Source organism: Marinobacter sp. ES-1 (assembly GCF_000475255.1).
Taxonomy (GTDB): domain Bacteria; phylum Pseudomonadota; class Gammaproteobacteria; order Pseudomonadales; family Oleiphilaceae; genus Marinobacter; species Marinobacter vinifirmus.
This window is the reverse complement of the sequence record NZ_AXBV01000040.1, coordinates 42,828-63,862: the sequence shown is the minus strand read 5'-3', so window position 1 is coordinate 63,862 and position 21,035 is coordinate 42,828. Positions and strand designations below refer to the sequence as shown.

General features: G+C 58.2%; 19 protein-coding genes. 12 read left to right on the top strand and 7 right to left on the bottom strand.

The features are described 5' to 3' along the window. The coding region (locus Q668_RS17475; RefSeq protein WP_227498317.1) for a hypothetical protein at window positions 1–201 on the bottom strand (201 nt) is incomplete at its 3' end. A 202-nt stretch (window positions 202–403) separates the two neighbouring features. Between Q668_RS17475 and Q668_RS07615 the strand changes: the two genes are divergently transcribed. Continuing rightward, the gene (locus Q668_RS07615) at window positions 404–1,672 is read left to right on the top strand and encodes a tyrosine-type recombinase/integrase (protein WP_022989011.1); all 1,269 of its coding nucleotides are present in this window, start codon (window positions 404–406) and stop codon (window positions 1,670–1,672) included. Between the two features lie 12 nt (window positions 1,673–1,684). On the opposite strand, the gene Q668_RS07610 is transcribed toward Q668_RS07615, so the two are convergent. Together Q668_RS07610 and Q668_RS07605 are read right to left on the bottom strand one after the other, a co-directional pair. Next, window positions 1,685–3,133: a malate:quinone oxidoreductase gene (locus tag Q668_RS07610; RefSeq protein ID WP_022989010.1), complete on the bottom strand. Its 1,449-nt coding sequence runs from the start codon at window positions 3,131–3,133 to the stop codon at window positions 1,685–1,687. Window positions 3,134–3,197: 64 nt separating this feature from the next. Next, on the bottom strand, window positions 3,198–3,770 hold the full coding sequence (locus Q668_RS07605; protein ID WP_022989009.1) for a hypothetical protein: 573 nt from the start codon (window positions 3,768–3,770) through the stop codon (window positions 3,198–3,200). A gap of 123 nt (window positions 3,771–3,893) precedes the next feature. On the opposite strand from Q668_RS07605, the gene Q668_RS07600 reads away from it, so the two are divergent. From Q668_RS07600 to Q668_RS07565, 8 genes are all read left to right on the top strand, one after another. Further along, entirely contained in the window at window positions 3,894–4,919 is a 1,026-nt protein-coding gene (locus Q668_RS07600; RefSeq protein ID WP_022989008.1) for a beta-ketoacyl-ACP synthase III, read from the top strand. Between the two features lie 109 nt (window positions 4,920–5,028). Further along, window positions 5,029–6,030 (top strand): thiosulfate ABC transporter substrate-binding protein CysP, encoded by a 1,002-nt coding sequence (gene cysP, locus Q668_RS07595; RefSeq protein ID WP_022989007.1) that lies wholly within the window; start codon window positions 5,029–5,031, stop codon window positions 6,028–6,030. Window positions 6,031–6,039: 9 nt separating this feature from the next. Continuing rightward, window positions 6,040–6,912 carry a sulfate ABC transporter permease subunit CysT gene (gene cysT, locus Q668_RS07590; RefSeq protein WP_036219422.1) on the top strand — a complete coding sequence of 291 codons (873 nt, stop codon included), beginning with the start codon at window positions 6,040–6,042 and terminating at the stop codon, window positions 6,910–6,912. Further along, window positions 6,913–7,770 carry a sulfate ABC transporter permease subunit CysW gene (gene cysW / locus Q668_RS07585; protein WP_022989005.1) on the top strand — a complete coding sequence of 286 codons (858 nt, stop codon included), beginning with the start codon at window positions 6,913–6,915 and terminating at the stop codon, window positions 7,768–7,770. A 1-nt stretch (window position 7,771) separates the two neighbouring features. Further along, complete coding sequence (locus Q668_RS17605) at window positions 7,772–8,893, top strand: sulfate/molybdate ABC transporter ATP-binding protein (protein ID WP_022989004.1); 1,122 nt, start codon at window positions 7,772–7,774, stop codon at window positions 8,891–8,893. A 100-nt stretch (window positions 8,894–8,993) separates the two neighbouring features. Then, window positions 8,994–10,490, top strand: coding sequence for a flavin-containing monooxygenase (locus Q668_RS07575; RefSeq protein WP_022989003.1), 1,497 nt, complete (start codon window positions 8,994–8,996; stop codon window positions 10,488–10,490). A gap of 87 nt (window positions 10,491–10,577) precedes the next feature. Beyond that, window positions 10,578–11,252, top strand: a complete 675-nt coding sequence (locus Q668_RS07570) for a FadR/GntR family transcriptional regulator (RefSeq protein ID WP_022989002.1) — start codon at window positions 10,578–10,580, stop codon at window positions 11,250–11,252. 3 nt (window positions 11,253–11,255) lie between these two features. Beyond that, entirely contained in the window at window positions 11,256–12,257 is a 1,002-nt protein-coding gene (locus tag Q668_RS07565; RefSeq protein WP_022989001.1) for a bile acid:sodium symporter family protein, read from the top strand. Here Q668_RS07565 and Q668_RS07560 read toward each other — a convergent pair. Beyond that, complete coding sequence (locus Q668_RS07560; RefSeq protein WP_022989000.1) at window positions 12,231–12,908, bottom strand: J domain-containing protein; 678 nt, start codon at window positions 12,906–12,908, stop codon at window positions 12,231–12,233. The genes Q668_RS07565 and Q668_RS07560 overlap by 27 nt on opposite strands. 123 nt (window positions 12,909–13,031) lie before the next feature. Between Q668_RS07560 and Q668_RS07555 the strand changes: the two genes are divergently transcribed. Genes Q668_RS07555 through Q668_RS07545 form a run of 3 tightly spaced genes read left to right on the top strand, consistent with a single transcriptional unit; the run spans window position 13,032 to window position 17,773 of the window. Next, on the top strand, window positions 13,032–15,251 hold the full coding sequence (locus Q668_RS07555; RefSeq protein WP_022988999.1) for a TonB-dependent receptor plug domain-containing protein: 2,220 nt from the start codon (window positions 13,032–13,034) through the stop codon (window positions 15,249–15,251). Window positions 15,252–15,269: 18 nt separating this feature from the next. After that, a complete protein-coding gene (locus tag Q668_RS07550) occupies window positions 15,270–16,253 on the top strand; it encodes an ABC transporter substrate-binding protein (RefSeq protein ID WP_227498316.1) in 984 nt (327 codons plus the stop codon). After that, window positions 16,250–17,773: a sensor histidine kinase gene (locus Q668_RS07545; protein ID WP_022988997.1), complete on the top strand. Its 1,524-nt coding sequence runs from the start codon at window positions 16,250–16,252 to the stop codon at window positions 17,771–17,773. The genes Q668_RS07550 and Q668_RS07545 overlap by 4 nt, the downstream gene beginning before the upstream one ends. Here the strand turns inward: Q668_RS07545 and gorA are convergent. From gorA to gspL, 3 genes are read right to left on the bottom strand one after another with little or no spacing between them, the layout of a single operon-like run. Then, on the bottom strand, window positions 17,770–19,131 hold the full coding sequence (gene gorA, locus Q668_RS07540; RefSeq protein ID WP_022988996.1) for a glutathione-disulfide reductase: 1,362 nt from the start codon (window positions 19,129–19,131) through the stop codon (window positions 17,770–17,772). The two genes, Q668_RS07545 and gorA, sit on opposite strands and share 4 nt — an antisense overlap. 56 nt (window positions 19,132–19,187) lie before the next feature. Then, entirely contained in the window at window positions 19,188–19,721 is a 534-nt protein-coding gene (gspM, locus tag Q668_RS07535; protein WP_022988995.1) for a type II secretion system protein GspM, read from the bottom strand. Window positions 19,722–19,725: 4 nt separating this feature from the next. Further along, complete coding sequence (gene gspL / locus Q668_RS07530) at window positions 19,726–21,033, bottom strand: type II secretion system protein GspL (RefSeq protein ID WP_022988994.1); 1,308 nt, start codon at window positions 21,031–21,033, stop codon at window positions 19,726–19,728. Between the last annotated feature and the right edge of the window lie 2 nt (window positions 21,034–21,035).

The following is a 21,035-nucleotide window of genomic DNA, read 5'->3' as shown; positions in this document are numbered from 1 at the left end:
CCTTGGTCTGGAATACGCACATAGAAGCCCGTCTTCCGAGATTGACGCTTTCTCTACCCGTTCGACGGGCACAGAAAACTCGACGACCGCAGGTTGTTCATCCCATAGCGTCTCTGCACCTGAAAGACCTGGAAACGCAAACAGGCACACCGAGAACGCAGCGGCGGTTACCAATCCCGATAAGCCGTTTTTTATATCCATAACTCGCTGTGAAACCCCATTATCGTCGTATCAACTGAAGCAGAGAAATTCCTGAGGCGCCGAAACGCTTGAGAGTTACTGCATGAAGAGTTGGCGATAACTCACTGAATTGTATAAACTCTCAATATGTCCAATATTTAGGAGTATTGGACATTTCAGGCTTCCCGACCGTACAACACAATTCGCAAACAAGGCTGCCCAGATGAACGCCAGGCCAGGATTTCCCGGTTTTCCGCTGTTTGATACCGCTGATCTTATCCACGAACAGGCTGAGCTTGCGCTGTATCCGGATCTGCTTGCAGCGCTGAATGCGGTGCCCATCAACCCGGACAAAGCCCGTCAGGACTTCTACACCGCCCGCCGTTTCCTCGAAAAATACAGCGATGTTTCCGGCACATACAACCGTTTTCGAAGCGAAATCCAGCGTTTTCTCAACTACACCTGGCTGATTGCCCGCCGTCACCTTGCCCAGGCAGACAGCGACCTGATCACAGGCTACTTTGCCTTTTTGAAAACCCCTCCGGCCCCCTGGATATCCCGTGGGATCTATCCGGCATTCGTCTCTCAGGCAGATCTGCGTCGTTCCAATCCGGACTGGCGACCCATGGCGCTTCGATCCAAAGCCGTACAGGCGCCCTACTCTGTTACCCAGGCCAGCCTGAACGCCAGCCGCACGGCACTGCAGACCTTCTTCAAATACCTGGTGGCCCACGATTATCTGCCCAAAAATCCGATGATTGATGTCCGCAAGCGCGACCGGAACGCCAAACCCAGCCTCAACCAGGACCGGGACGCCGAAGTGCGGCGGCTGACGGACTGGCAATGGTCGTTCCTGCTGGAAACCCTCACTGAACTGGCGGACAGCAACCCGAAATTCGAGCGTAACCTCTTTGTGATCGTCACCATGAAAAGCCTGTTCCTGCGGGTCAGCGAACTGGCACCGCGGCCGGTGGACCGGAACCAGGTGCGGACCCCCTGCTTTGGTGATTTCCGCCGAACCATTGTCGATGGCGAACCCTACTGGGTGTATTCGGTGTTCGGTAAAGGCGACAAAACCCGGCAAGTTACCCTGCCAGACGCCTACCTGGATTACCTGAAGCGCTGGCGAGGCCATCTGGGGCTTCCCTCTCCGTTGCCGGTGCCGGGAGAATCCACGCCCATTCTGCCGTCAGCCAAGGGCGATGCCATCGGCAAGCGCCAGGTGCAACGGATCTACGAGCAAGCCATGGTCGCCACCGCGGACCGTATGGAACGTGAAGGGTTCATGGACGAAGCCAGGCAAATGCTGGCCATTCGCTCCGAAACTCATTACCTGCGGCACACCGGTGCCAGCCAGGCCATCGAGGCCGGCGCGGATATCCGCCACATCAGTGAAGAGCTCGGCCATGCCAACGCCACCTTCACTGAATCTGTCTACGTAAATTCGGAACAGGCCCGCCGGCGAACGGAAGGCCGTCGCCGGCGGGTATAAATGCTGGATCCGTTAAACGATGCCTAGCGAATGGTTTATCCCGTCACGAATTTCACGGTAGCGCTCGGCATCGTTGGCGAGGATTTCCAGGTTATCTTCCGGAAAGATTTCTTTTAGCTTGCTCCTGGCTTTCTCTGTGTTTAACCGCGCCGGCATCAGCTGTTCCAGTGCGCGCAACATCACTTCTGGCGAAACCGAGGCTCCGGGCGATGCACCCAGCAAGGTGCCATAGGTCTTGTCGCTGGACACGATAATCTCCGTGCCCATCTGCAGGTCGCCATCTTTAATAATCTGTACCCGCTGTCCGGCTTCCACGGCTTGCCAGTTGAACTTGTCACCAAGCCCGGGGGCGAACTTCTCCAGCGAATCCAGCATGCTCTGCTCGCCTTTGAAGGTCTCGGAGACCAGGTATTTCACCAGTGGGAAGTTCTCCATGGCCACGTTCAACAGGCCCGGAATGTCGTGCAGGCGCATGGAGCGGAGATAGTCAATAAAGCCCCGGCCTTTCTCAAGAACCGGTTTAAAGGAGGCAAACGGCCCGAATAACAGGTAATGCTGGCCATTGGCCACCCGCAGATCCAGGTGCGGAACAGACATCGGGGGTGCGCCCACTTCTGCCCGGCCATAGGTTTTGGCGCGGTATTGGTCCGCCTGCTCCGGCGTAACCGGCGCCTGCAGGAAACGGCCACCCACCGGGAAGCCGGCAAAGCGCCTGGCAAACGGAAGATGGCTCCGTTTCAGGAGCGGGAAGGCGCCACCGCCGGCGCCAACAAACAGTACGTCAGCTTTATATTGGGTGGACGTACCGTTGCGCTCGGTTTCCAGCACCCAGCTGCCGGCGGGGCTGCGGTGTGCCCGCTTTACGTGTACACCGTACTCAATGGCCACGCCCAAATCCCGGTCAGCGTACGCAGCCATTTGTTCTGTCAGAGAGCCGAAGTTCACATCCGTGCCGGTTTCAATCACCGTGGCAGCCATCTTTTCATGGCGCGGCCGGCCTTCCATGGTGAAAGGGATCCAGCTTTTTATCTCATCAAAATCATCGGAATACCGCATACTTTCGAAGAAATGATGGCCAGACATTTCCTTGTGCCGAAGCGCCAGCTCTTCAATGAAGGATTCCGAGACCAGGGTGCAGTGCTTGGTCTGGTTGATGAACGTAGAGGGGTCTTTAATGGCACCCTTTTCGACCAGGTAGGCCCAGAATTGCTTGGCCACGTTGAACTGGGCGTGGATTTTCAGGGCTTTCTCAACAGAAATAACCTCGCCATCCACCGGGGTGTAGTTGAGCTCGCAGTTGGCTTCGTGGCCGGTTCCTGCGTTGTTGAACACCCAGGAGTTGCCTGCTCCCGGGCCATCCAGCCGTTCCAGTACGGTGATATCCAGCTCGGGTGCCAGTTCCTTTGCCAGTGTGGCAAGGGTGACACCCATAATGCCTGCGCCGATAACAATTACCTTCATAGCCTGTGCCCGCCCGAGTCGGTTGTAGGAGTTTGTTCATCAAAGCCTTTTGGCCAGTGTACTCCTACTGCTGCATGTGCTCTACATCCTCACGGGCATCACGCAAAAAGGACTCCACGGTTTCTCCGGGCAGAAGCAATTGCTGTTCTATCATCGAATCCCGCCAGTCAGACTCTGCAAAGATGCAGCGGTATTCGTTCGGGAACTCTACATAAAGGCGTTTGAAATACTCCCTTGCCCACACCTTGTTCGGCTCTTTGCGGCGGGATTCCAGTACAGCCATGTTGTACAGCGCTCCGGCCCTGACCTGGTCCGGCTGGCTATCGTCTTTGTAAATCCGTTCAAGGCGGCTGAGCACTTCATTCACACCGGTCAGCCGGTATTCCCTGAGGATCTCTGTGGCGGATTCCATCACCCGGTCTTCGCCGTGCCGGCAGGGTGAGTTGGCATGGTCCTGCACATATTGATCGATGGCCCGCTCTACTTCATGACGGTGTTTGTGGTCCTGCTTCTGTTCATACACAAAGCCGGTACCCACGCCGGTGGCGATGGTGCCGGGCATACAGCCGGCTACCAGCCCGGCCAAGGCCAGGGACCCGGCAACGCCGAACGCCCTGAGAGATTTCATCTGTGTCATCTGGTCATCCCTGATGGTCTGGAATACGTAGGTTACAATCGACGAATGTCGGGTAACATACGGTAACGGTCATATCGTACCGGTACCGTGATCCCTGTATTAAAACCGAAAAGGAGTAATCGAATGGCAAATACCAAAGCATACGCCGCCACTGCGCCGGATTCGGGCCTGGCCCCCTACGCCATTGACCGCCGGGAGCTGCGTGCCGACGACGTAGCCATCGAAATCGACTACTGCGGTGTCTGCCACAGCGATCTCCACACCGTCGAGAACGATTGGGGCGGCTCGAAGTACCCGGTTATTCCCGGGCACGAGATTGTGGGCCGGGTAACCGCCGTAGACCTTGCCGAACAGGCTGCCCTGAGGGCCATTGAAGCCGCGGGCATCGATGCCAAAGACATCGACCTGATTGTGTTTGCCACCACCACGCCCGATAAAGTCTTCCCCAGCTGTGCCTGTATTCTGCAGGCCCGCCTTGGTATCGAGGGCTGCCCCGCGTTCGATATCCAGGCCGTGTGCAGCGGCTTTGTGTACGCCCTGGCCACTGCAGAAAAGTTCATCCGCACCGGCTCCAGCAAGAAGGCGCTGGTGATCGGAGCCGAGGTATTCTCCCGCATTCTCAACTGGGACGATCGGGGCACCTGCGTACTGTTCGGCGATGGCGCCGGCGCGGTTATTCTGGAGGCCAGTGAAGAAACCGCCATTCTGTCTACACACCTGCACGCCGATGGCCGCTATGAAGAGCTGCTGCACGTGCCCTGCGGTGTCGCCAACGACTTCGATGCGGTAAAGGCCGGCAAGGCGTTTGTAGAGATGAAGGGTAACGAAGTGTTCAAGGTGGCGGTAAACACCCTGGGCAGGATCGTCGATGAAACCCTCGAAGCCAATCAGATGGAGAAATCCGACATTGACTGGCTGGTGCCGCACCAGGCCAACCTGCGGATTATTTCCGCCACCGCCCGCAAGCTCGGTATGTCGATGGACCAGGTTGTGGTCACCGTTAACCGCCATGGCAACACCTCGGCCGCCTCTGTGCCCCTGGCGCTGGATGAAGCCGTTCGGGATGGTCGCATTCAGCGGGGCCAGGTGGTGTTGCTGGAAGCGTTTGGCGGTGGCTTTACCTGGGGTTCCGCCCTGTTGAAGTACTGACGCATATTCCCTTAAGTGCTTTTATTATTTATTTTTAGTATTTTTAGTTCTTAGAAACCTTTGCTAGATTGCTCCTCAGATTCACTGATTCCAATCTGAGGAGCTTTCCATGAAACACCTGCTAAAAGGATTTGCACTGGGCGCCGCCCTGCTCTCCGCCCAACCAGCCCTTGCCGCTGACCGGGAGCTGCTCAATACCTCTTACGATATTGCCCGCGAGCTGTTCGCCGCCTACAACGTGGAATTCAAGAAGCACTGGCAGGAAAAGACCGGTGAAACCCTTGAAGTTAACCAGTCTCACGCCGGTTCTTCCAAGCAGGCCCAGGCCATTATTCAGGGTCTGAAAGCCGATGTGGCCACCTTCAACCAGGTGACCGACATCGATATTCTTCACGAACGCGGCGAGCTGATCCCCGAAAACTGGGCCGAGCGCCTGCCCAACAATAGCTCCCCTTACTATTCCACCATGGCGTTCCTGGTTCGCAAGGACAACCCGAAGAACATCCAGAACTGGGATGACCTGGTTCGCGAAGACGTTGCCCTGGTGATGCCGAACCCGAAAACCTCCGGTAACGGCCGTTACACCTACCTGGCCGCGCTGGGTTATGCCCAGGACACATTCGGCGACGATGAGGACAAGGTTGACCAGTTCCTGGCGGATTTCCTGGGCCAGGTACGGGTATTCGACAGCGGCGGTCGCGGAGCCACCACCACCTTCGTTGAGCGTGGCATTGGCGATGCCCTGCTGACCTTTGAATCCGAAGTGCTCAACCTGGCCGACCGTCTGGGCGATGAGTACGAAGTGGTCACCCCCAACGTGAGCTTCCTGGCCGAGTTCCCGGTCACCTGGATTGATGACTACGTAAGGCAGAACGGCACCGAAGAGCTGGCGAAGGAATACCTGACCCATCTGTATTCTGAAGAATCCCAGCGCCTGCTGGCCGGCTTTAACTACCGGGTTCACAATGAGGTTGTGAAAGCCGAGAACGCCGACCGCTTCAAGGAGCTCAAGCTCAAGTCCATCGATGAAATCGCCGGTGGCTGGGAAAACGCCATGAAGGTTCACTTCACCAGTGGCGGCAAACTCGACCAGCTGCAGCGTCGGCGGTAAGAGGCGAGCATGTCGGTATCCGCTCAAGCAGGCGCCGCCCCCGTGCGGCGCTTTGCTGGTCGAAGCAAACGGGTGTTACCGGGGTTTGGTCTGAGCCTCGGTATATCCCTGTTCTTTGTCAGCCTCGTGTTGCTGCTGCCCCTGACCGGGCTGGTCGTGGAAACCTCCGGCATGACCTGGGATCAGTTCGTATTCACCATCACCGATCCCCGGGTGATCGAATCCTACAAGGTGACTCTCTGGACTGCGCTGGCAGCCTCGTTGTTCAACGGCCTGTTCGGGTTGCTCCTGGCCTGGGTGCTGGTGCGCTATGAATTCCCCGGCAAGCGGCTGATCGATGCGGTTGTCGACCTGCCCTTCGCCCTGCCCACGGCGGTTGCCGGCATCACCCTGGCTACCCTGTTCGCCCAGAACGGCTGGTATGGCCAGGTGCTGGCAAAAGCCGGTATTGAGGTTGCCTTTACCCCGCTGGGTATCGTGGTTGCCATGGCCTTCACCAGCATTCCGTTTGTGGTGCGCACCGTTCAACCGGTTCTGGAAGAGCTGTCTCCGGCGGATGAAGAGGCCGCTGTCAGCCTTGGTGCCTCCGATGCCCGGGTTTTCCGGAAAGTGATTTTCCCGTCCCTGTGGCCAGCCCTGGTGACCGGCATTGCCTTGTCCTTCACCCGCAGCCTTGGTGAGTTCGGCGCCATTATCTTTATTGCCGGCAACACCCCCTATGTCAGCGAAGTGACCAGCCTGATGATCTTCGTGCGCCTGCAGGAATACGACTACGCCGCCGCCAGTGCCATCGCCTCTATGGTCTTGCTGGTCTCCCTGGTGCTGCTGTTTGCCATCAATCTGTGGCAAGGCCGGTATCTGCGCCGGCTGGAGGGTCGATAGATGTCGGCGGAACAGCACAGAGTCGGTGACCAGCCCTGGGTTCGCCGCAGCCTGATCGGCCTGGCGGTGAGCCTGACCGTGATCCTGCTGGTCATTCCGGTGGTGGTGATCTTTACCGAAGCGCTGAGTGCCGGCTGGAGCACCTTCAGCGATAACATTCTGGACGAATACAGCCTGCACGCCATCGGGCTGACGCTGCTGGTGGCCCTGCTGACGGTGCCGCTGAACCTGGTGTTCGGTACGGCACTGGCCTGGGCCGTTACCCGGTTCCGCTTTCCCGGCCGCAAACTGCTGATCACCCTGATTGATATTCCGTTTGCCGTGTCTCCGGTGGTGGCCGGTTTGCTTTACCTGCTGCTGTATGGACGCAATGGCTGGCTGGGTGGCTGGCTGAGCAGCCACGATGTTCAGCTGATGTTTGCCTGGCCCGGCATTGTCATGGTTACGGTGTTTGTAACCTGCCCCTTCGTGGCCCGGGAACTGATTCCTCTGATGCAGCAACAAGGCAGTGAAGAGGAAGAAGCCGGCGTGGTTCTGGGCGCATCCGGCTGGCGGATTTTCCGCAAGATCACCCTGCCCAACATCAAATGGGCACTGATTTACGGCGTGGTGCTCACCAACGCCCGGGCCGTGGGCGAGTTCGGTGCGGTGTCTGTGGTGTCCGGCAATGTTCGCGGACAAACCAATACCTTACCGCTGCATGTTGAACTGCTTTATCAGGATTACAACGTGGCCGGCGCGTTTGCCGCGGCCTCGCTGCTGGCGGCTATCGCCATACTGACACTGATCGCCAAGGCCATTGTGGAATGGCGACAGTCCCGACTTGAACACCCGGCGCCGAAAACAGGAGGTGCATGATATGAGCATCACAATCGACCGCATCAAGAAATCTTTCGGCAAGTTCCAGGCCCTGAACGATGTCTCTCTGGATATACCGGAAGGCAAGCTGACCGCCCTGCTCGGGCCATCCGGTTCCGGCAAGACCACGTTGCTGCGGATTATTGCCGGGCTGGAATCGTCGGATTCCGGCCGGGTGCTGTTTGGTGGCGACGATGTCAGTAACCTGCACGTTCGGGACAGAAACATCGGTTTCGTTTTCCAGCACTACGCCCTGTTCAAGCACCTTACGGTCGCCCAGAACATCGCCTTCGGCCTGGAATCCCTGCCCCGCAGGAGCCGGCCCTCGAAGCAGGAAATCAACGAACGGGTAGCGAAACTGCTGGAAATGATTCAGCTGCCACAGCTGGCAGACCGCTATCCGGCCCAGTTGTCCGGTGGCCAGAAGCAGCGTGTCGCGCTGGCGCGGGCCCTAGCTACCAAGCCACGCATCCTGCTGCTGGACGAACCGTTCGGCGCACTGGACGCCAAGGTGCGTAAGGATCTACGCCGCTGGCTGCGTGCCTTGCACGATGAATTCCACTTCACCAGTATCTTTGTAACCCACGATCAGGAAGAAGCACTGGAACTGTCTGACCAGGTGGTCGTAATGAGCCAGGGCAAGGTTGAGCAGGTGAATAGCCCGACTGGTCTGTATGCCCGCCCGGAAAGCCGCTTTGTGTTCGACTTCCTGGGCCATGTAAACGTGCTGTCCGGTGTGGTGAAGGGCCAGAGCCTGGTGCAGGGCAACGCGCGGGTAGCCCTGCCCGGTGTGATGAATAACCAGGAAGCCCAGTTGTACCTTCGCCCCCACGAAGTGCAGCTGGCCAAGGCTCCGGCCGCCCACGCCCGCCTGCCGCTGCGGATCGAAGCCATCAGCCTGATTGGTTCGGAGGTGCGCATCGAGCTGGCTCCTGAAGGCTGGGAAAGCAATGAAATCTGGGAAGTGGGCATGAGCCATGGCGAGTTTGCCCGCCATAACCCCACCCGGGGCGAATTATGGTACGCCATCCCTGCGGTGGGTCACCTGTTTGCCGGAGACAGCGCCCAGCCGGAAACCGTCGACTGGCACAATACTGCCCACGCCAGCGCTGCCAATATGTGAGCGTCCCGGCCATCGGATCTGATTGAAACAGTCTTTTGGTTCCGGCGTCAGCCGGTTATAGTCGTGTCATATAAAAACAAACGTCCAGGAAGCAGTCTCCATGACACGACGCCGGAAACAGCAGCACAAATCCCCTTCGGTTATTATCATCGGCACCGGTTTTGGTGGCATTGGCATGGCCATCCAGCTGCAGAAAGCGGGTATCCGCGACATTACCCTGCTGGAAAAAGCGGGGGCCGTGGGCGGAACCTGGCGGGACAACACCTACCCCGGTGCCGCCTGCGACGTGCAATCGCACCTGTATTCCTACTCGTTTGAGCCCAAGCACGACTGGACCCGGAAATTCGGCACCCAGCCGGAGATTCTGGATTACATCGAATCCTGCGTTCGCAAACACAACCTTGAGCCTTTGATCCGATTCAACCAAGCAGTGGAATCCGCCGAGTTTGATGAACAGACCAACCAATGGCAGATAACCACTGGCGCCGGCGACACCTTCCGGGCCGATGTACTGATTACCGCAACCGGTCAGCTTAATCGCCCTGCCATGCCGGATATTCCCGGCCTGGAGGATTTCGGCGGTGAGAGTTTCCATTCTGCCCGCTGGAACCACGACATCAACCTGGAGGGCAAACGGGTTGCCGTCATCGGCACCGGCGCCAGTGCCATCCAGTTTGTGCCGGAAATTACTGCGAAGGCGGCCCACCTGGACCTTTACCAGCGCTCTGCCGCATGGGTGCTGCCCAAACCGGACAAAACCTTCACCCCGCTGGAACAAACACTGTTCGCAAAGCTGCCCCTGTGGGACCGGCTGTATCGCGGGATGATTTACCTGAAGAACGAAGTGCGCGCCCTGGCGTTCACCCGTTTCTCGGGATTACTCGAGTTCTTTGCCAATCGCGCCCGCAACGAAGCGCGCCGCTGGGTAACCGACCCGGACAAGCTCGCCGAATTGATTCCGGAATACCGGATTGGCTGCAAGCGCATCCTGATTTCCAACGACTGGTACCGCGCTGTAAACGAGCCCCACGTGAACCTGACTACCGGTGGCATCACCCGGTTTGACGAAACGGGCGTGGTGTCGGAAACCGGTGAACACCGGCCTGCGGATGTGATCATTCTCGGCACCGGCTTCCGGGCCACCGAATTCCTGTCGCCCATCCACATTACCGGCCGCAACGGCGTGTCCCTGAACGAGGCCTGGGCCAATGGCAGCAAGGCATTCAAAGGCATCACCGTAAGCGGATTTCCGAACCTGTTCATGTTGTATGGCCCCAATACTAACCTGGCCCATAACTCTATTCTGTACATGCTGGAATCCCAGTTCCGCTACGTGCTGAGCGCGCTCAGGGCACTGTCCCGCTATCCGGGGCAGGTAATGGATGTGCGGGAAGACCGCCAGAGCCGTTACAGCCAGGTAGTACAAAGGGGGCTGGATGGCAGCGTGTGGGAGGCCGGCTGTACCTCATGGTATCTGGACGAGCACGGTCGCAACACTGTGAACTGGCCAGGCTTTACCTTCAGTTACCGCTTTGCCACACGGTTTGTCGATACAGCCGACTATCAGTTCCTGAAACCCCACTCCGAAAACGCCTGACTCCCGTTCAAGCCGCTGCCCTGCACGGCTTGAACTTATCGCTAATTCATAGGATGATTGGTTCATCATATCGAGGGATGATCCACAATGCTCAAACCGATCCGAAAAGGCTCCCTGGTGGAAACGGCCATTGAAAGCCTTCGTCAGAATATTGAAAGCGGTGAATGGCCAGTAGGTACTCGCTTACCTGTAGAAGCAGAGCTTTCGGAGGCTCTGGGTATCAGCCGTAACACCATCCGGGAAGCGGTCCGGGTACTTGTTCACGTTGGCATGCTGGAAACCCGTCAGGGCGACGGTACCTACGTAAGGGCCAATCGGGATGCCGGAGAGACTCTCCGGCGCATTGCCCGCAGCAAACTGGCGGAGCAGATAGAGGTTAGGATCATGCTGGAAACCGAAGCGGCCAGGCTCGCCGCCGGGCGGAGAACCGAGCAGGATCTGAAGGCCATGACCAGTGCCCTGGATGCACGGGCTGCCGCCGGAGAGCGGGTTTCCGAGCGCATACAGCACGACGAGCACTTTCACCACGCGCTGGTACGGGCGTCCGGCAATTCGGCACTGATCGAGCTCTACGACTACTTTTCCCACGCAGTCAGTCAGACTATTGAACAGACAGAAACCGACTCTGACCTTCCGGAACCCTCCCAGGAAGACCATGAACTGCTGCTGGCGGCTATCCGACGTAAAGATGCAGCCAAGGCCGAAGCGCTGTCCCGCGCCCTGCTCACTCCAAGCCTGAAAGCCCTGACCGGGGAGGGTTAAGCGGTGAAGTTCCGGATAGACACCTTCACATTGTTGTTGCTGGGCGCCATTGTCCTGGCATCTTTCCTGCCGGTAACGGGAAGTGCGGCCGATGCCCTGGCCACCACTGGCACCATGGCGGTTGCGCTGCTGTTCTTTTTTCACGGTGCGGCACTCTCACGGCAACAGATTATTGATGGCGCCACCCACTGGCGGCTGCACATCCTGATCACTTCCCTCACCTTCGTGTTCTTTCCGCTGGCAGTACTTCCGGTCAACGCACTTAGCGGCATAGCACCGGACTGGATGCCGAAAGACCTGGGGCTGGGATTCCTCTATCTGGGGGTACTGCCTTCAGCGGTGTCCTCTTCCATTGCCTACACCGCCATGGCCCGGGGCAATGTGCCGGCAGCCATCTGCAGTGCGGCCGCCTCCAATGTGTTTGGCATGATGCTGACACCGTTTCTGTTGCTGTTGCTGGTTTCCACGTCTGGCACCGGCGAATTTGCGGTGCTTGAAGCACTCAAGGACATTATCCTTCAGTTGCTCTTGCCGTTTGCGGTGGGCCACGCCCTGCGGCCATGGCTGGGCGGGTTCCTGGGCAGGAACGAGAAGCTGATGGCACGCTACGATCAGTGCGTTATCTGGATTATCGTCTATTCCGCCTTCTCCCACTCTGTGGTCAGCGGGCTCTGGCAGAACCTGCCGGTTCAGGCCATTGTGCTGGCGATTGTCCTCTGCTTCGGGTTGCTGGCGCTGTTTATGCTGATTGCACGGCTGATGGTGAGAAAACTGGGCTTCAGCCTGGAAGACGAAGCCGCGGTGGTGTTCTGTGGCTCCAAGAAGAGCCTGGCGTCAGGACTGCCGATGGCCAAGGTGCTGTTCTCCGGCCACCCCGGGTTTGGCATGATCGTGCTGCCCATTATGTGCTACAACCAGATTCAGGTGATTGTAGGGGCCATCCTGGCCCAGAGGTACCGGGTAAAGATCGAGCAGGCCTCAGCTGCCGCCCATACCACCGAATAATGCTGCCAGAATAGCCAGCCCGACAATCCAGCCGATCACCGCCGGCCAGAAATTCATCATCTGCGGCGGCTGTTCGGCCTGGTTATCAAAACCCTGGTCATCGGCCATTCCGGATTCCGGATAGTTTCTCTCATCCGGTTCCGGATTGGCCTCCTGCACGCTGAACCATTCAAACCAGTCCCCCAGAAAGCGGGCAACCGGTGCCGGGAAACTGCCGTTCTCGGCCATGGGCCGCACCTGGTGCTCCAGCTGGCTGGCAATCTCCCGCCGTAACGGCATCTGATCTGCTGGCGGTTCACACAGAATCGCCTTCCAGATATTTACATCCTGCTGTCGATAGTTGTCGTTCAGCAGTGCACGAACCTGGATAATCACCTCACGGACGATCTGGGCGTCGTTGCCATCCATTGGGGCCGTCGATTCCGGGGCATCTGCGGCAGCAACCCGAGGCTCAGGCCGTGGTTCAGGCCGTGATTCAGGCTCAGACGGTGCCTTTGCCGCCGACGGGGCATGGCCCGTTGCTTCCTGGTAGGCCTGCCTGAGGGCTTCGGCTTCGTGGTCAGAGGCGAACTTCATCTGTTGTTCGTAAGCCTGCCGTATCCGCTCCCGGTTATCGGTTGGCTCGATACCCAGAATGTCCCAACAATTCATAAATTCGCAACTCCGGTCATGGAAGATTTGTAATGTTTCTCGAGACAAATCGCCCGATCTACCCTACGATTAGGCAATAAACGCAACTAATCTGCCTGCTCGGCAAATTATAGAACGACACCCATGCCCATTACGAATTACCTGGCAGCAACCCTGCCCCGAAAACCGGCACTTTCAGCCCGATTTAAGCTCGGCTTGTTAGCTGTTTCCATAACCGCTGCTGTTGCGCCAAAGGCCCTTGCCCAAAGCGAGCAGGAATTCAGCAATGGTTTCTATGCCGGTTTCAATGAAGACATCCCGGAAGTGCTTACCACTACCCGGTTGCGCCAGCCCAAAACCCGGGTTCCCGGCAGCACCACCGTGATCGATGGCGACCTGATTCGCAACCTGGGCATTGTTAACCTGTACGAAGTGTTCCGCCTGGTGCCCGGCATGGTGGTCAATTTTGTTGGCAGCCACACACCGGTAACCACCTACCACGGTACCGTTCACTACGAGCAGCGCCGTATGCAGGTTCTGGTGGATGGCCGCACGGCGCACCGGGCCACCCTGTCGGATATGGACTGGGAAACCATGCCGGTGCCGCTGGAGATGATTGAGCGTATCGAAGTAGCCAGGGGCCCAAACTCGGCAGCCTACGGCATTAATGCGTTTCTCGGCACCATCAACATCATTACCCGGGACCCGGCTGACACCGGTGGCGCCGAGTTCAAGGTTACCAGGGGCTCGCGGGGGCACCTGAGAACCTTCGGGTCTGTCGGTCATACGGGGTCTGACTATGACTGGCGCCTGACTTACGAAAAGCGCAAGTTTGACGGCTTCGACTATCAGATCGAAGGGGGCGAAAAGGAACCGTTTGACGACGGCCACGACATCAACTCGTTTACCTACGACTCCCGCCTGCAATTGAACAGCCAGGCAAACCTGGAGCTTCGCGGTGGTGTGGTCGATGGCACCAATTACCAGGATCGCTTCAAAAGCGGCGATCTGGAGCCGCTGGAAAACCCGGATATCGAGGTCAGCGATTTCTACCTGCAAACCCGGTTTAACTATGCCACGTCAGACCGGCACTTTTTCCACATCCAGGCAGCCGTCGAGAATTTTGATCGCCGGCAGGCCTACGCCGTTTCCTTCCCCGACAATACTGCCCAGTGCCTGCGCGACGGAACTCCGCTTTACCAATATACCTACTTCGACAATGGAGATGACCGTGAACGACTGTGCTTTACCAGCAGCGGCGAAGAAATGGCCTTCGCTACGGTAAACGCCAACTCCGAAGACACCCGCCTGGAATTTGAGTTTCAGGACACCCTGCTGTTCAGCGACAACCTGAAGCTTGTTTCTGGCGCTGGCTTCCGCAAAGACACCTATCGCTCGGAAACCTACTTCAACGGCCGTGGCAACAGCTATCAGTCCCGCTACTTCGGTAACCTGGAATACACGCCGATCTCCTTTATGACCCTGAACGCCGGCGGCAACTGGGAACACACCAGCACCACCGACGAAGGTTATTTCTCACCTCGCGTTGCCGCCAACTTCACGCTGAGCAACCGCCATGCGCTGCGACTGGTCTATTCCGAAGCCGTGCGTACACCGGATGAATTCGAACAGAACCCCGACTGGGGTTACACGCTCTCGAATGTGCGGCCGGCGATCTATTCAGACCTCGAGGGTTTTCGGGTTGATACCTATGCAGCTGCGGAAGACGTAGATGTTTTAACTCTTGACAAAGACTTGCAGGAAGAGCGCATAACCTCCCGTGAAATAAGTTATTTTGGCCAGTTCCCGATGGATTCCGCATTGTTTTCACTTGAGGTCCGCGGCTTTAAGGACGAGCTCAGGGATATGATCAGCGGAGTCATTCAGCTCAAAGAATGGACCATCGACAACAACGTGGCGGTCGACCAAAAGGGCTTCGAGGTAGAGGCGTCCCTGGACTTCCCGGGCACCACCCTCCGGGCCAGCTACGGCTACCTGGACCAGGACACATGGTACTCGGGCACTCCGATCATCGGGGCGGACGGCAATGTCGACACCGATACCCAGGACAAGGCAGCCGCCCTGCTCACCCGCATGTCTGTGCGCCATTCAGGCAGCCTTGCCGCCATCCAGGATTTGCCACTGGGGTTCCGGTTTGCCTCGGCGTTTTACTGGGCAGACGAGTTCAATACCCAGTTTGAACGTATAGACACCCGGGTCAGCAAGAGCTTTTTCGGCCCGCGATACAGCGCCGAACTGGCATTCACCGTGCAGCACTACCTGAACCGGGATCCGGAGCTAAGCTCCGACAATAATATCGAAGACCATAACCAGTTCTTTGTCGAAGCCGGTCTCCGGTTCTGATGGAAACAGAACGCACCCATGATGTATGTCGACACCAGCCAGGAAGGTATGACAATAACCGTGCATAAATCTTTGCGACATTCACTTGGCATGGCCTTCTGGCTATTGCTTTGTTTTTTATGGATGGCCTCGAAAGTTCAGGCGGCCGCAATCACACACCCGGTGGCCTACATTGAAGGCTCAGGCAATGCCGCGCTGGATCAGCATATGACCAACCTGGTCAGCAAGGAGCTGGATGGCCGGGTTGACCTGGTGCCCCTTGAAGCAAAGCATTTGCCCGTAGCCTCGGGCAGACCGGTTATAGCCATAGGGCCCGCAGCCTTTTCGGGGCTCCTGGATAAGGAAATCACGGCACCGATTATCGCCTTACTGGTGGAAAAGCGGGCGATATCGAATTACCTGGACAAGACCGGGGAGCAGCTGACCGCGGTGTTCTACGACGTCCCGCTACTGCGCCAGGCGCTGACAGGCAAGGCGATCCTGCCCCAGGCTACCCGCGTCAGTGTTCTGGCCACGCTTGATTCAGCAGACATGTATGAGCCTTTGATCGAACAGTTGCCGGCTTACGGGCTGGAAGGCCGAATGTTTATCGTCAGCAGCGACGACCAGCTGATTCCAAGCCTTAACCGCGCCCTGACCTACGGTGATTTTGTACTGGCGGGGCTGGATGACAAGATCTACAACCCCCGTAACATCAAACATATCCTGCTGACCGCCTACCGCCGTAGTCGAATCCTGATCGGCCCCAGCCAGGCCTACGTCAAGGCCGGCGCCCTGGCATCCAGCTACGCACCTTTTACAACCATGGCAAAACAGACCGCGGATTATTTGCTGGCATTCTTTGAAACCGGAAAGCTGCCGGCACCCGCCTATCCGGATGAATATCGCGTAGAGGTCAACCAGCAGGTCGCACGCTCTCTGAACATTCCCCTGCCCGACCGGGAATGGATTGCACAGGCGGTTGACCGATTCATCCAGGAACAGCAGGAGGCCGGAGAATGAGCCGCCCGGAGCAAAAGTCCGGCATGTCGCTGTCCCGCCGGTTATTGATCGGAGTGTTGCCCGCAGCCGTGATGTTTGTGGTGCTGATGGCGTTCTTTACCTCGGCCCGGCTGGAAGATTCACGCCGTGACCTGGCTGAAAGCAGCCAGCTGTTCGCGGACAGCCTGGCACCGGCCCTGGAATACGCCGTGGTTTCCGGTAACCGCGGGGCCCTGGAACAGGTTCTGCGGCAGTCGCTCAGGCGCAGCAAGGCGGAATGGCTCCGGGTAACGGATGTGGTTGGCGAAGAAATCGGATTTGTTGGCAATAGCACCGAATCTGGTGATCGCACTGCGGGCTCCCCGATGATCTATTCCGCAGAGATACTGCAGGAACCGGTCGAGCTTTCCTCAGGAACGGACTGGCTGGCGGGCCAGTGGAACTTCAGCACCGGCTCACTGCGTGTGGGCACCCTTGAGGTGGCTGTCAGCCCCCGGATCCTGGAAGAAAGACAGCAGGAAGTGCTGTGGTCATCGTTGTCGGTGGGCATTGCCATGCTGTTATTCACCATGCTGTTGGTGAATCATTTTCTCAGCGCTATTTTCCGTGCCATCAACCAGTTATCCGGCCGGGTAAACCTGTTGATGCAGGGGGATTACGAAGAACAGCCCATCGAAACTCACGGCGGAGGCCGCGAAATTGCCAGTATTCAGCAGCAGCTGAACCAACTGGCCCTGCATCTGGGGCAAGCCCGGGAATCCCGGGAATCCCGGGAAAAGACCCTCGCCCTCTCGGAAACCGCCAGGGAAAAGGCCGAACACGCCAGCCAGGCCAAGTCGGAGTTCCTGGCCGGCATGAGCCAGGAATTGCGAACACCCCTGAAAGGTGTGCTGGGTATGATTGACCTGGTGCACGAGGAACCGTTGAGCAAACAGCAGATGGATTATCTGGAAACTGCCCGCAAGTCTACCCAGGATTTGATGACGGTTATTTCCGACATGCTGGACTTCGCGCAGATGGAAAACGGTCACTTTGAACTGGCGCACCAGGAGTTCGACCTGCGCAACCTGATCAGTAACTGTGCGGCTTCGTACCGCCTTGCGGCCGAGCAACAAGGGCTGATGCTGGAGCTGCACTTTCAGGGAAGCTGGCCGGAAAAGGCCCTGGTTCTTGGGGATTCTGCCCGGGTTCGTCAGGTTCTGGCGGGCTTGCTTGGGAACTCACTCAAATACACCACAGACGGCTATATCAGCGTCCGGGCCAGCTGGTCATCCGCTGATGCCAAGCAAGCGGTGCTCAACTGCACAGTCAGTGATTCCGGCTCGAACAATGCGGGCCAGAGGCTCGACAACCTGTTGCCGCACTATGAACAGTCGCTGGCAGGAACCGCAACCCGCATGCAGGCCAGCAGCGGGCTGGGTTTATCCATGGTGCAGCGGCTGGTAGAGCTGATGGGAGGCCACGTCCAGGTCGATACCGACCTTGGACAGGGAGCCTATTTCCGCTTTGACCTGCCCTTCCAGCTATCCGGTGAGGATTAAGCCACCGGCTCCCGCATGGTGACAAACTCCTCCGCCGAGGTGGGGTGAATGCCGATGGTGGAATCGAACTGGGCCTTGGTGGCTCCGGCCTTGATGGCCACCGCCAGGCCCTGGGTGATTTCACCGGCATCCGGGCCGACCATGTGGGCGCCCAGCACCTTGTCGGTCTCTTTGTCGACCACGAGCTTCATCAGGCAGCGTTCTTCACGGCCACTCAGGGTGTATTTCATAGGCCGGAATTCTGACCGGAAAACACTCACCTGATGGCCCGCTTCCCTCGCCTCTTCTTCAGTCAGGCCCACGGTACCAATATTCGGCTGGCAGAACACTGCCGTCGGAATAGCGCTGTAATCCATGTCGCCCTGACCATCGCCAAACAAACGGCGTGACAGCACCATGGCCTGTGCCAGGGCTACCGGGGTCAGCTGCGGCGTTCCGATCACATCACCCAGCGCATACACGGACGGTACAGCAGTCTGGAAGTGGTCATCGACCTTCACATGGCCCGACGCCGTCAGCTCCACACCGAGATCGGTCAGACCAAGCCCGTCCACCAGCGCACGACGGCCCGTTGCCGCCATAACCAGTCCGGTTTCAAGGGTGTCGCCATTACTGAGGTTGACCTGGTAGTGGTCGTCCCTGGATTCCACCGAGTTGATGGTTACGCCAAAGCGCAGATCCACGCCTTTCTTGCGCATTTCCGTTTCGGTAAAGCGGCGAACGTCACCATCGAAACCGCGCAGGAACAGGTCACCCCGGTACAGCAAGGTGGTTTCCACACCCAGCCCCGCCAGAATGCCGGCGAATTCAACGGCAATATAGCCGCCACCCCAGATCACCGCGTGACGTGGCAACTGAGGCAGGTAGAACATGTCATTGGAGGTGAGCAGGCATTCCTTGCCGGGGATATCCGGCACTACCGGCCAGCTACCAGTGGCTACGGTAATGTGTTTTGCGCTGTAGGTCTTGTCACCGACGGCAACGGTGTTGGGGCCCTGAAGGCTGGCCGTGCCGTTGATAATTTCAACACCGGCGTTTTCCAGCAGCCGGCCATAAATGCCGTTCAAGCGCTCGATTTCGGCATTCTTGTTGGCCACCAGGGTGGGCCAGTCGAAGCTTACGTCGTCTGTGGGGATGTTCCAGCCATAGCCGGCGGCGTCTTCCAGCTCTTCCCTGACGTGCGCCCCGTAAACAAACAGTTTTTTCGGAACACAACCAATATTCACACAGGTACCGCCCAGCTGGCGGGATTCCACAACCGCTACCCGCGCGCCCCGCTGAGCAGACATTCTTGCCAGCCGCACTCCACCGGAGCCGGCGCCAATCACTATCAGGTCAAAATCGTGGCTGTCAGACACTGTATCTCCCGTTCTACATGATGAATCTGTATCGGATACTATCAGTTACCAGCCAATCATATCGCAAGAGTCAGTCGTACGGACACCGTTCCCGGTTCATTACCACGGTCCATGGAAGCCTGGTCAATAATCACACCATGATTTCCGTTCATTCTCTCGAGCCAGGCAGCGACTTCGGCAAACGGTACGCCTTCCAGCCACACTCGGATTGCACTATCGCCACTGGGCTCAAAGCGCTGAAGCGCCAGCCCTGCCTCACCGGCAGACCGGGTAACCAGGGCCATCAGCTCACGGCCGCTTTCAGGCTTGTCTGCGTTAGCCGAGCCACTCGCCGGTGCCCCGCTGGAGCCCAGCCGTTTGATTGTGGCTTCATTCGCCTGCATCCAGGCCAACAATTCGCCGGCATTCTCACGGCTTGCCTGGGCTTTTTCGTTGAACGCAGACGCCGGAGCCCAAACTGCGAAATACAGCACGGCCAGCAGCAAAGCCACCACTAGCACGACCAGTGCCTGGCGGTCCCGGGAAGGCAGCTGGTCGTACTTTGCAATCAGTTTGCCGACCGCCGGCTGATCCTTGATTCTTGCCCTCATGTTCTTAACCTCCGGAAACAGTCAGCCGGCCACGGGCGCCTGTTGCTTCATTCACCACCGAGCCAATCTGGGCCTGCAGCCCCTGATTGGCCAGGCCGTTACGCAAACGGCTCAGGCGGTCGTAGTTGTCGGCCCGCACATCCACCACCAACTCGCCACGGGTTCGGCTGTAGTTGATGGAGTTAAAGGTGATGGCGCTGGCATTCGGTACACGGCTGTACTGGTCACCGGTAAATTTCATCAGCGTGATGAAATCAACATCCTGGCTACCCGACCCCGCAACCCGCAACTGGCCTTCAATCACCCGGCGCACATTGCCGGCATGGGTTCGACGGTCGCCAGGAAAGGCTTCCCGGTAGACAGCCATGGCCTGGCCCTGCAGCTCCTCAGCCTTTTGCTGGTGATAGAAGCCCATACCCACCTCCAGCGCTACCTGAACCACAAACCAGACGGCGGCAACCGCAATCAGCGGCTTCCAGGGCTTGAGCGGGCTGGCACCGGAAGTCTTTACAGAAAACGCACCCTGGCAAAGGTTGACCGGCTGGGACAGGTGTTGATGGTGAGCCCAGGCCAGCAGTTCCAGCACCGAGAATTCCAATGGCTTGGTTTGTACCTGCAACCGGCCACTGCTGCCGGAAAATTCACTGATTGCGCCCTGCCAGCTGTCCAGGTCGGCTTCAGTGCCAAACACCTGTACCGGAATTTCCGCCACTACCTCGTCTTCCGACGGCGTCGCCATGGTCATGGCAAACAGTGGAAGGTTGTCGGCCTGCATGCGCAGCCATTCGCCACGCTGGCTCAGCAGCATCACAGACTCGCCATCCAGGCACAGGCTCCAGCCTCCCTCGGTGGCTGGCAGCAGTGCCGCATCCGGATAGATGGCATCCAGGCGGACGTGTTGCCAACCGCTGAACAGTTGCTGCCAGCGCGCCATTTGCAGATTGTCGATAGCCGCTACCTGGTAGCCGTCCGGCGTGTGGCGGCCGAGGGCCAGGTGCACCGTTTCGATGTCCTGCGCCACCTGTTCTTCTACCGCAAACGGCAGAGCCTGCTGTATAAAACGGCTCTGCCTGGCGGGGATATCCGCCACACAGAAGGTGGTCTCATCACCGGGAATCAGCCCGATGAGAATGACTTTTTCCAGCGCGTTCTGCGCCAGGGTCTGCTCGATGTGTGCGCGGGTGCTGGCCTCGCCATGGGCCTGGGTATCACCACTGGCATCCTGCAGAACCCAGTCAAACAGCTGGGCGTCCGGATTCTGCTCCGGATCCGCAAACGGCGGCAACGGCCGTGCATACAGGCGGTAAGACATGG

Coding starts and splice junctions, on each gene's coding strand:
- Q668_RS07615 (WP_022989011.1), top strand. CDS start 404: ATGAACGCCAGGCCAGGATTTCCCGGTTTTCCGCTGTTTGATACCGCT.
- Q668_RS07610 (WP_022989010.1), bottom strand. CDS start 3,133: ATGAAGGTAATTGTTATCGGCGCAGGCATTATGGGTGTCACCCTTGCC.
- Q668_RS07605 (WP_022989009.1), bottom strand. CDS start 3,770: ATGACACAGATGAAATCTCTCAGGGCGTTCGGCGTTGCCGGGTCCCTG.
- Q668_RS07600 (WP_022989008.1), top strand. CDS start 3,894: ATGGCAAATACCAAAGCATACGCCGCCACTGCGCCGGATTCGGGCCTG.
- cysP (WP_022989007.1), top strand. CDS start 5,029: ATGAAACACCTGCTAAAAGGATTTGCACTGGGCGCCGCCCTGCTCTCC.
- cysT (WP_036219422.1), top strand. CDS start 6,040: ATGTCGGTATCCGCTCAAGCAGGCGCCGCCCCCGTGCGGCGCTTTGCT.
- cysW (WP_022989005.1), top strand. CDS start 6,913: ATGTCGGCGGAACAGCACAGAGTCGGTGACCAGCCCTGGGTTCGCCGC.
- Q668_RS17605 (WP_022989004.1), top strand. CDS start 7,772: ATGAGCATCACAATCGACCGCATCAAGAAATCTTTCGGCAAGTTCCAG.
- Q668_RS07575 (WP_022989003.1), top strand. CDS start 8,994: ATGACACGACGCCGGAAACAGCAGCACAAATCCCCTTCGGTTATTATC.
- Q668_RS07570 (WP_022989002.1), top strand. CDS start 10,578: ATGCTCAAACCGATCCGAAAAGGCTCCCTGGTGGAAACGGCCATTGAA.
- Q668_RS07560 (WP_022989000.1), bottom strand. CDS start 12,908: ATGAATTGTTGGGACATTCTGGGTATCGAGCCAACCGATAACCGGGAG.
- Q668_RS07555 (WP_022988999.1), top strand. CDS start 13,032: ATGCCCATTACGAATTACCTGGCAGCAACCCTGCCCCGAAAACCGGCA.
- Q668_RS07550 (WP_227498316.1), top strand. CDS start 15,270: ATGATGTATGTCGACACCAGCCAGGAAGGTATGACAATAACCGTGCAT.
- Q668_RS07545 (WP_022988997.1), top strand. CDS start 16,250: ATGAGCCGCCCGGAGCAAAAGTCCGGCATGTCGCTGTCCCGCCGGTTA.
- gspM (WP_022988995.1), bottom strand. CDS start 19,721: ATGAGGGCAAGAATCAAGGATCAGCCGGCGGTCGGCAAACTGATTGCA.
- gspL (WP_022988994.1), bottom strand. CDS start 21,033: ATGTCTTACCGCCTGTATGCACGGCCGTTGCCGCCGTTTGCGGATCCG.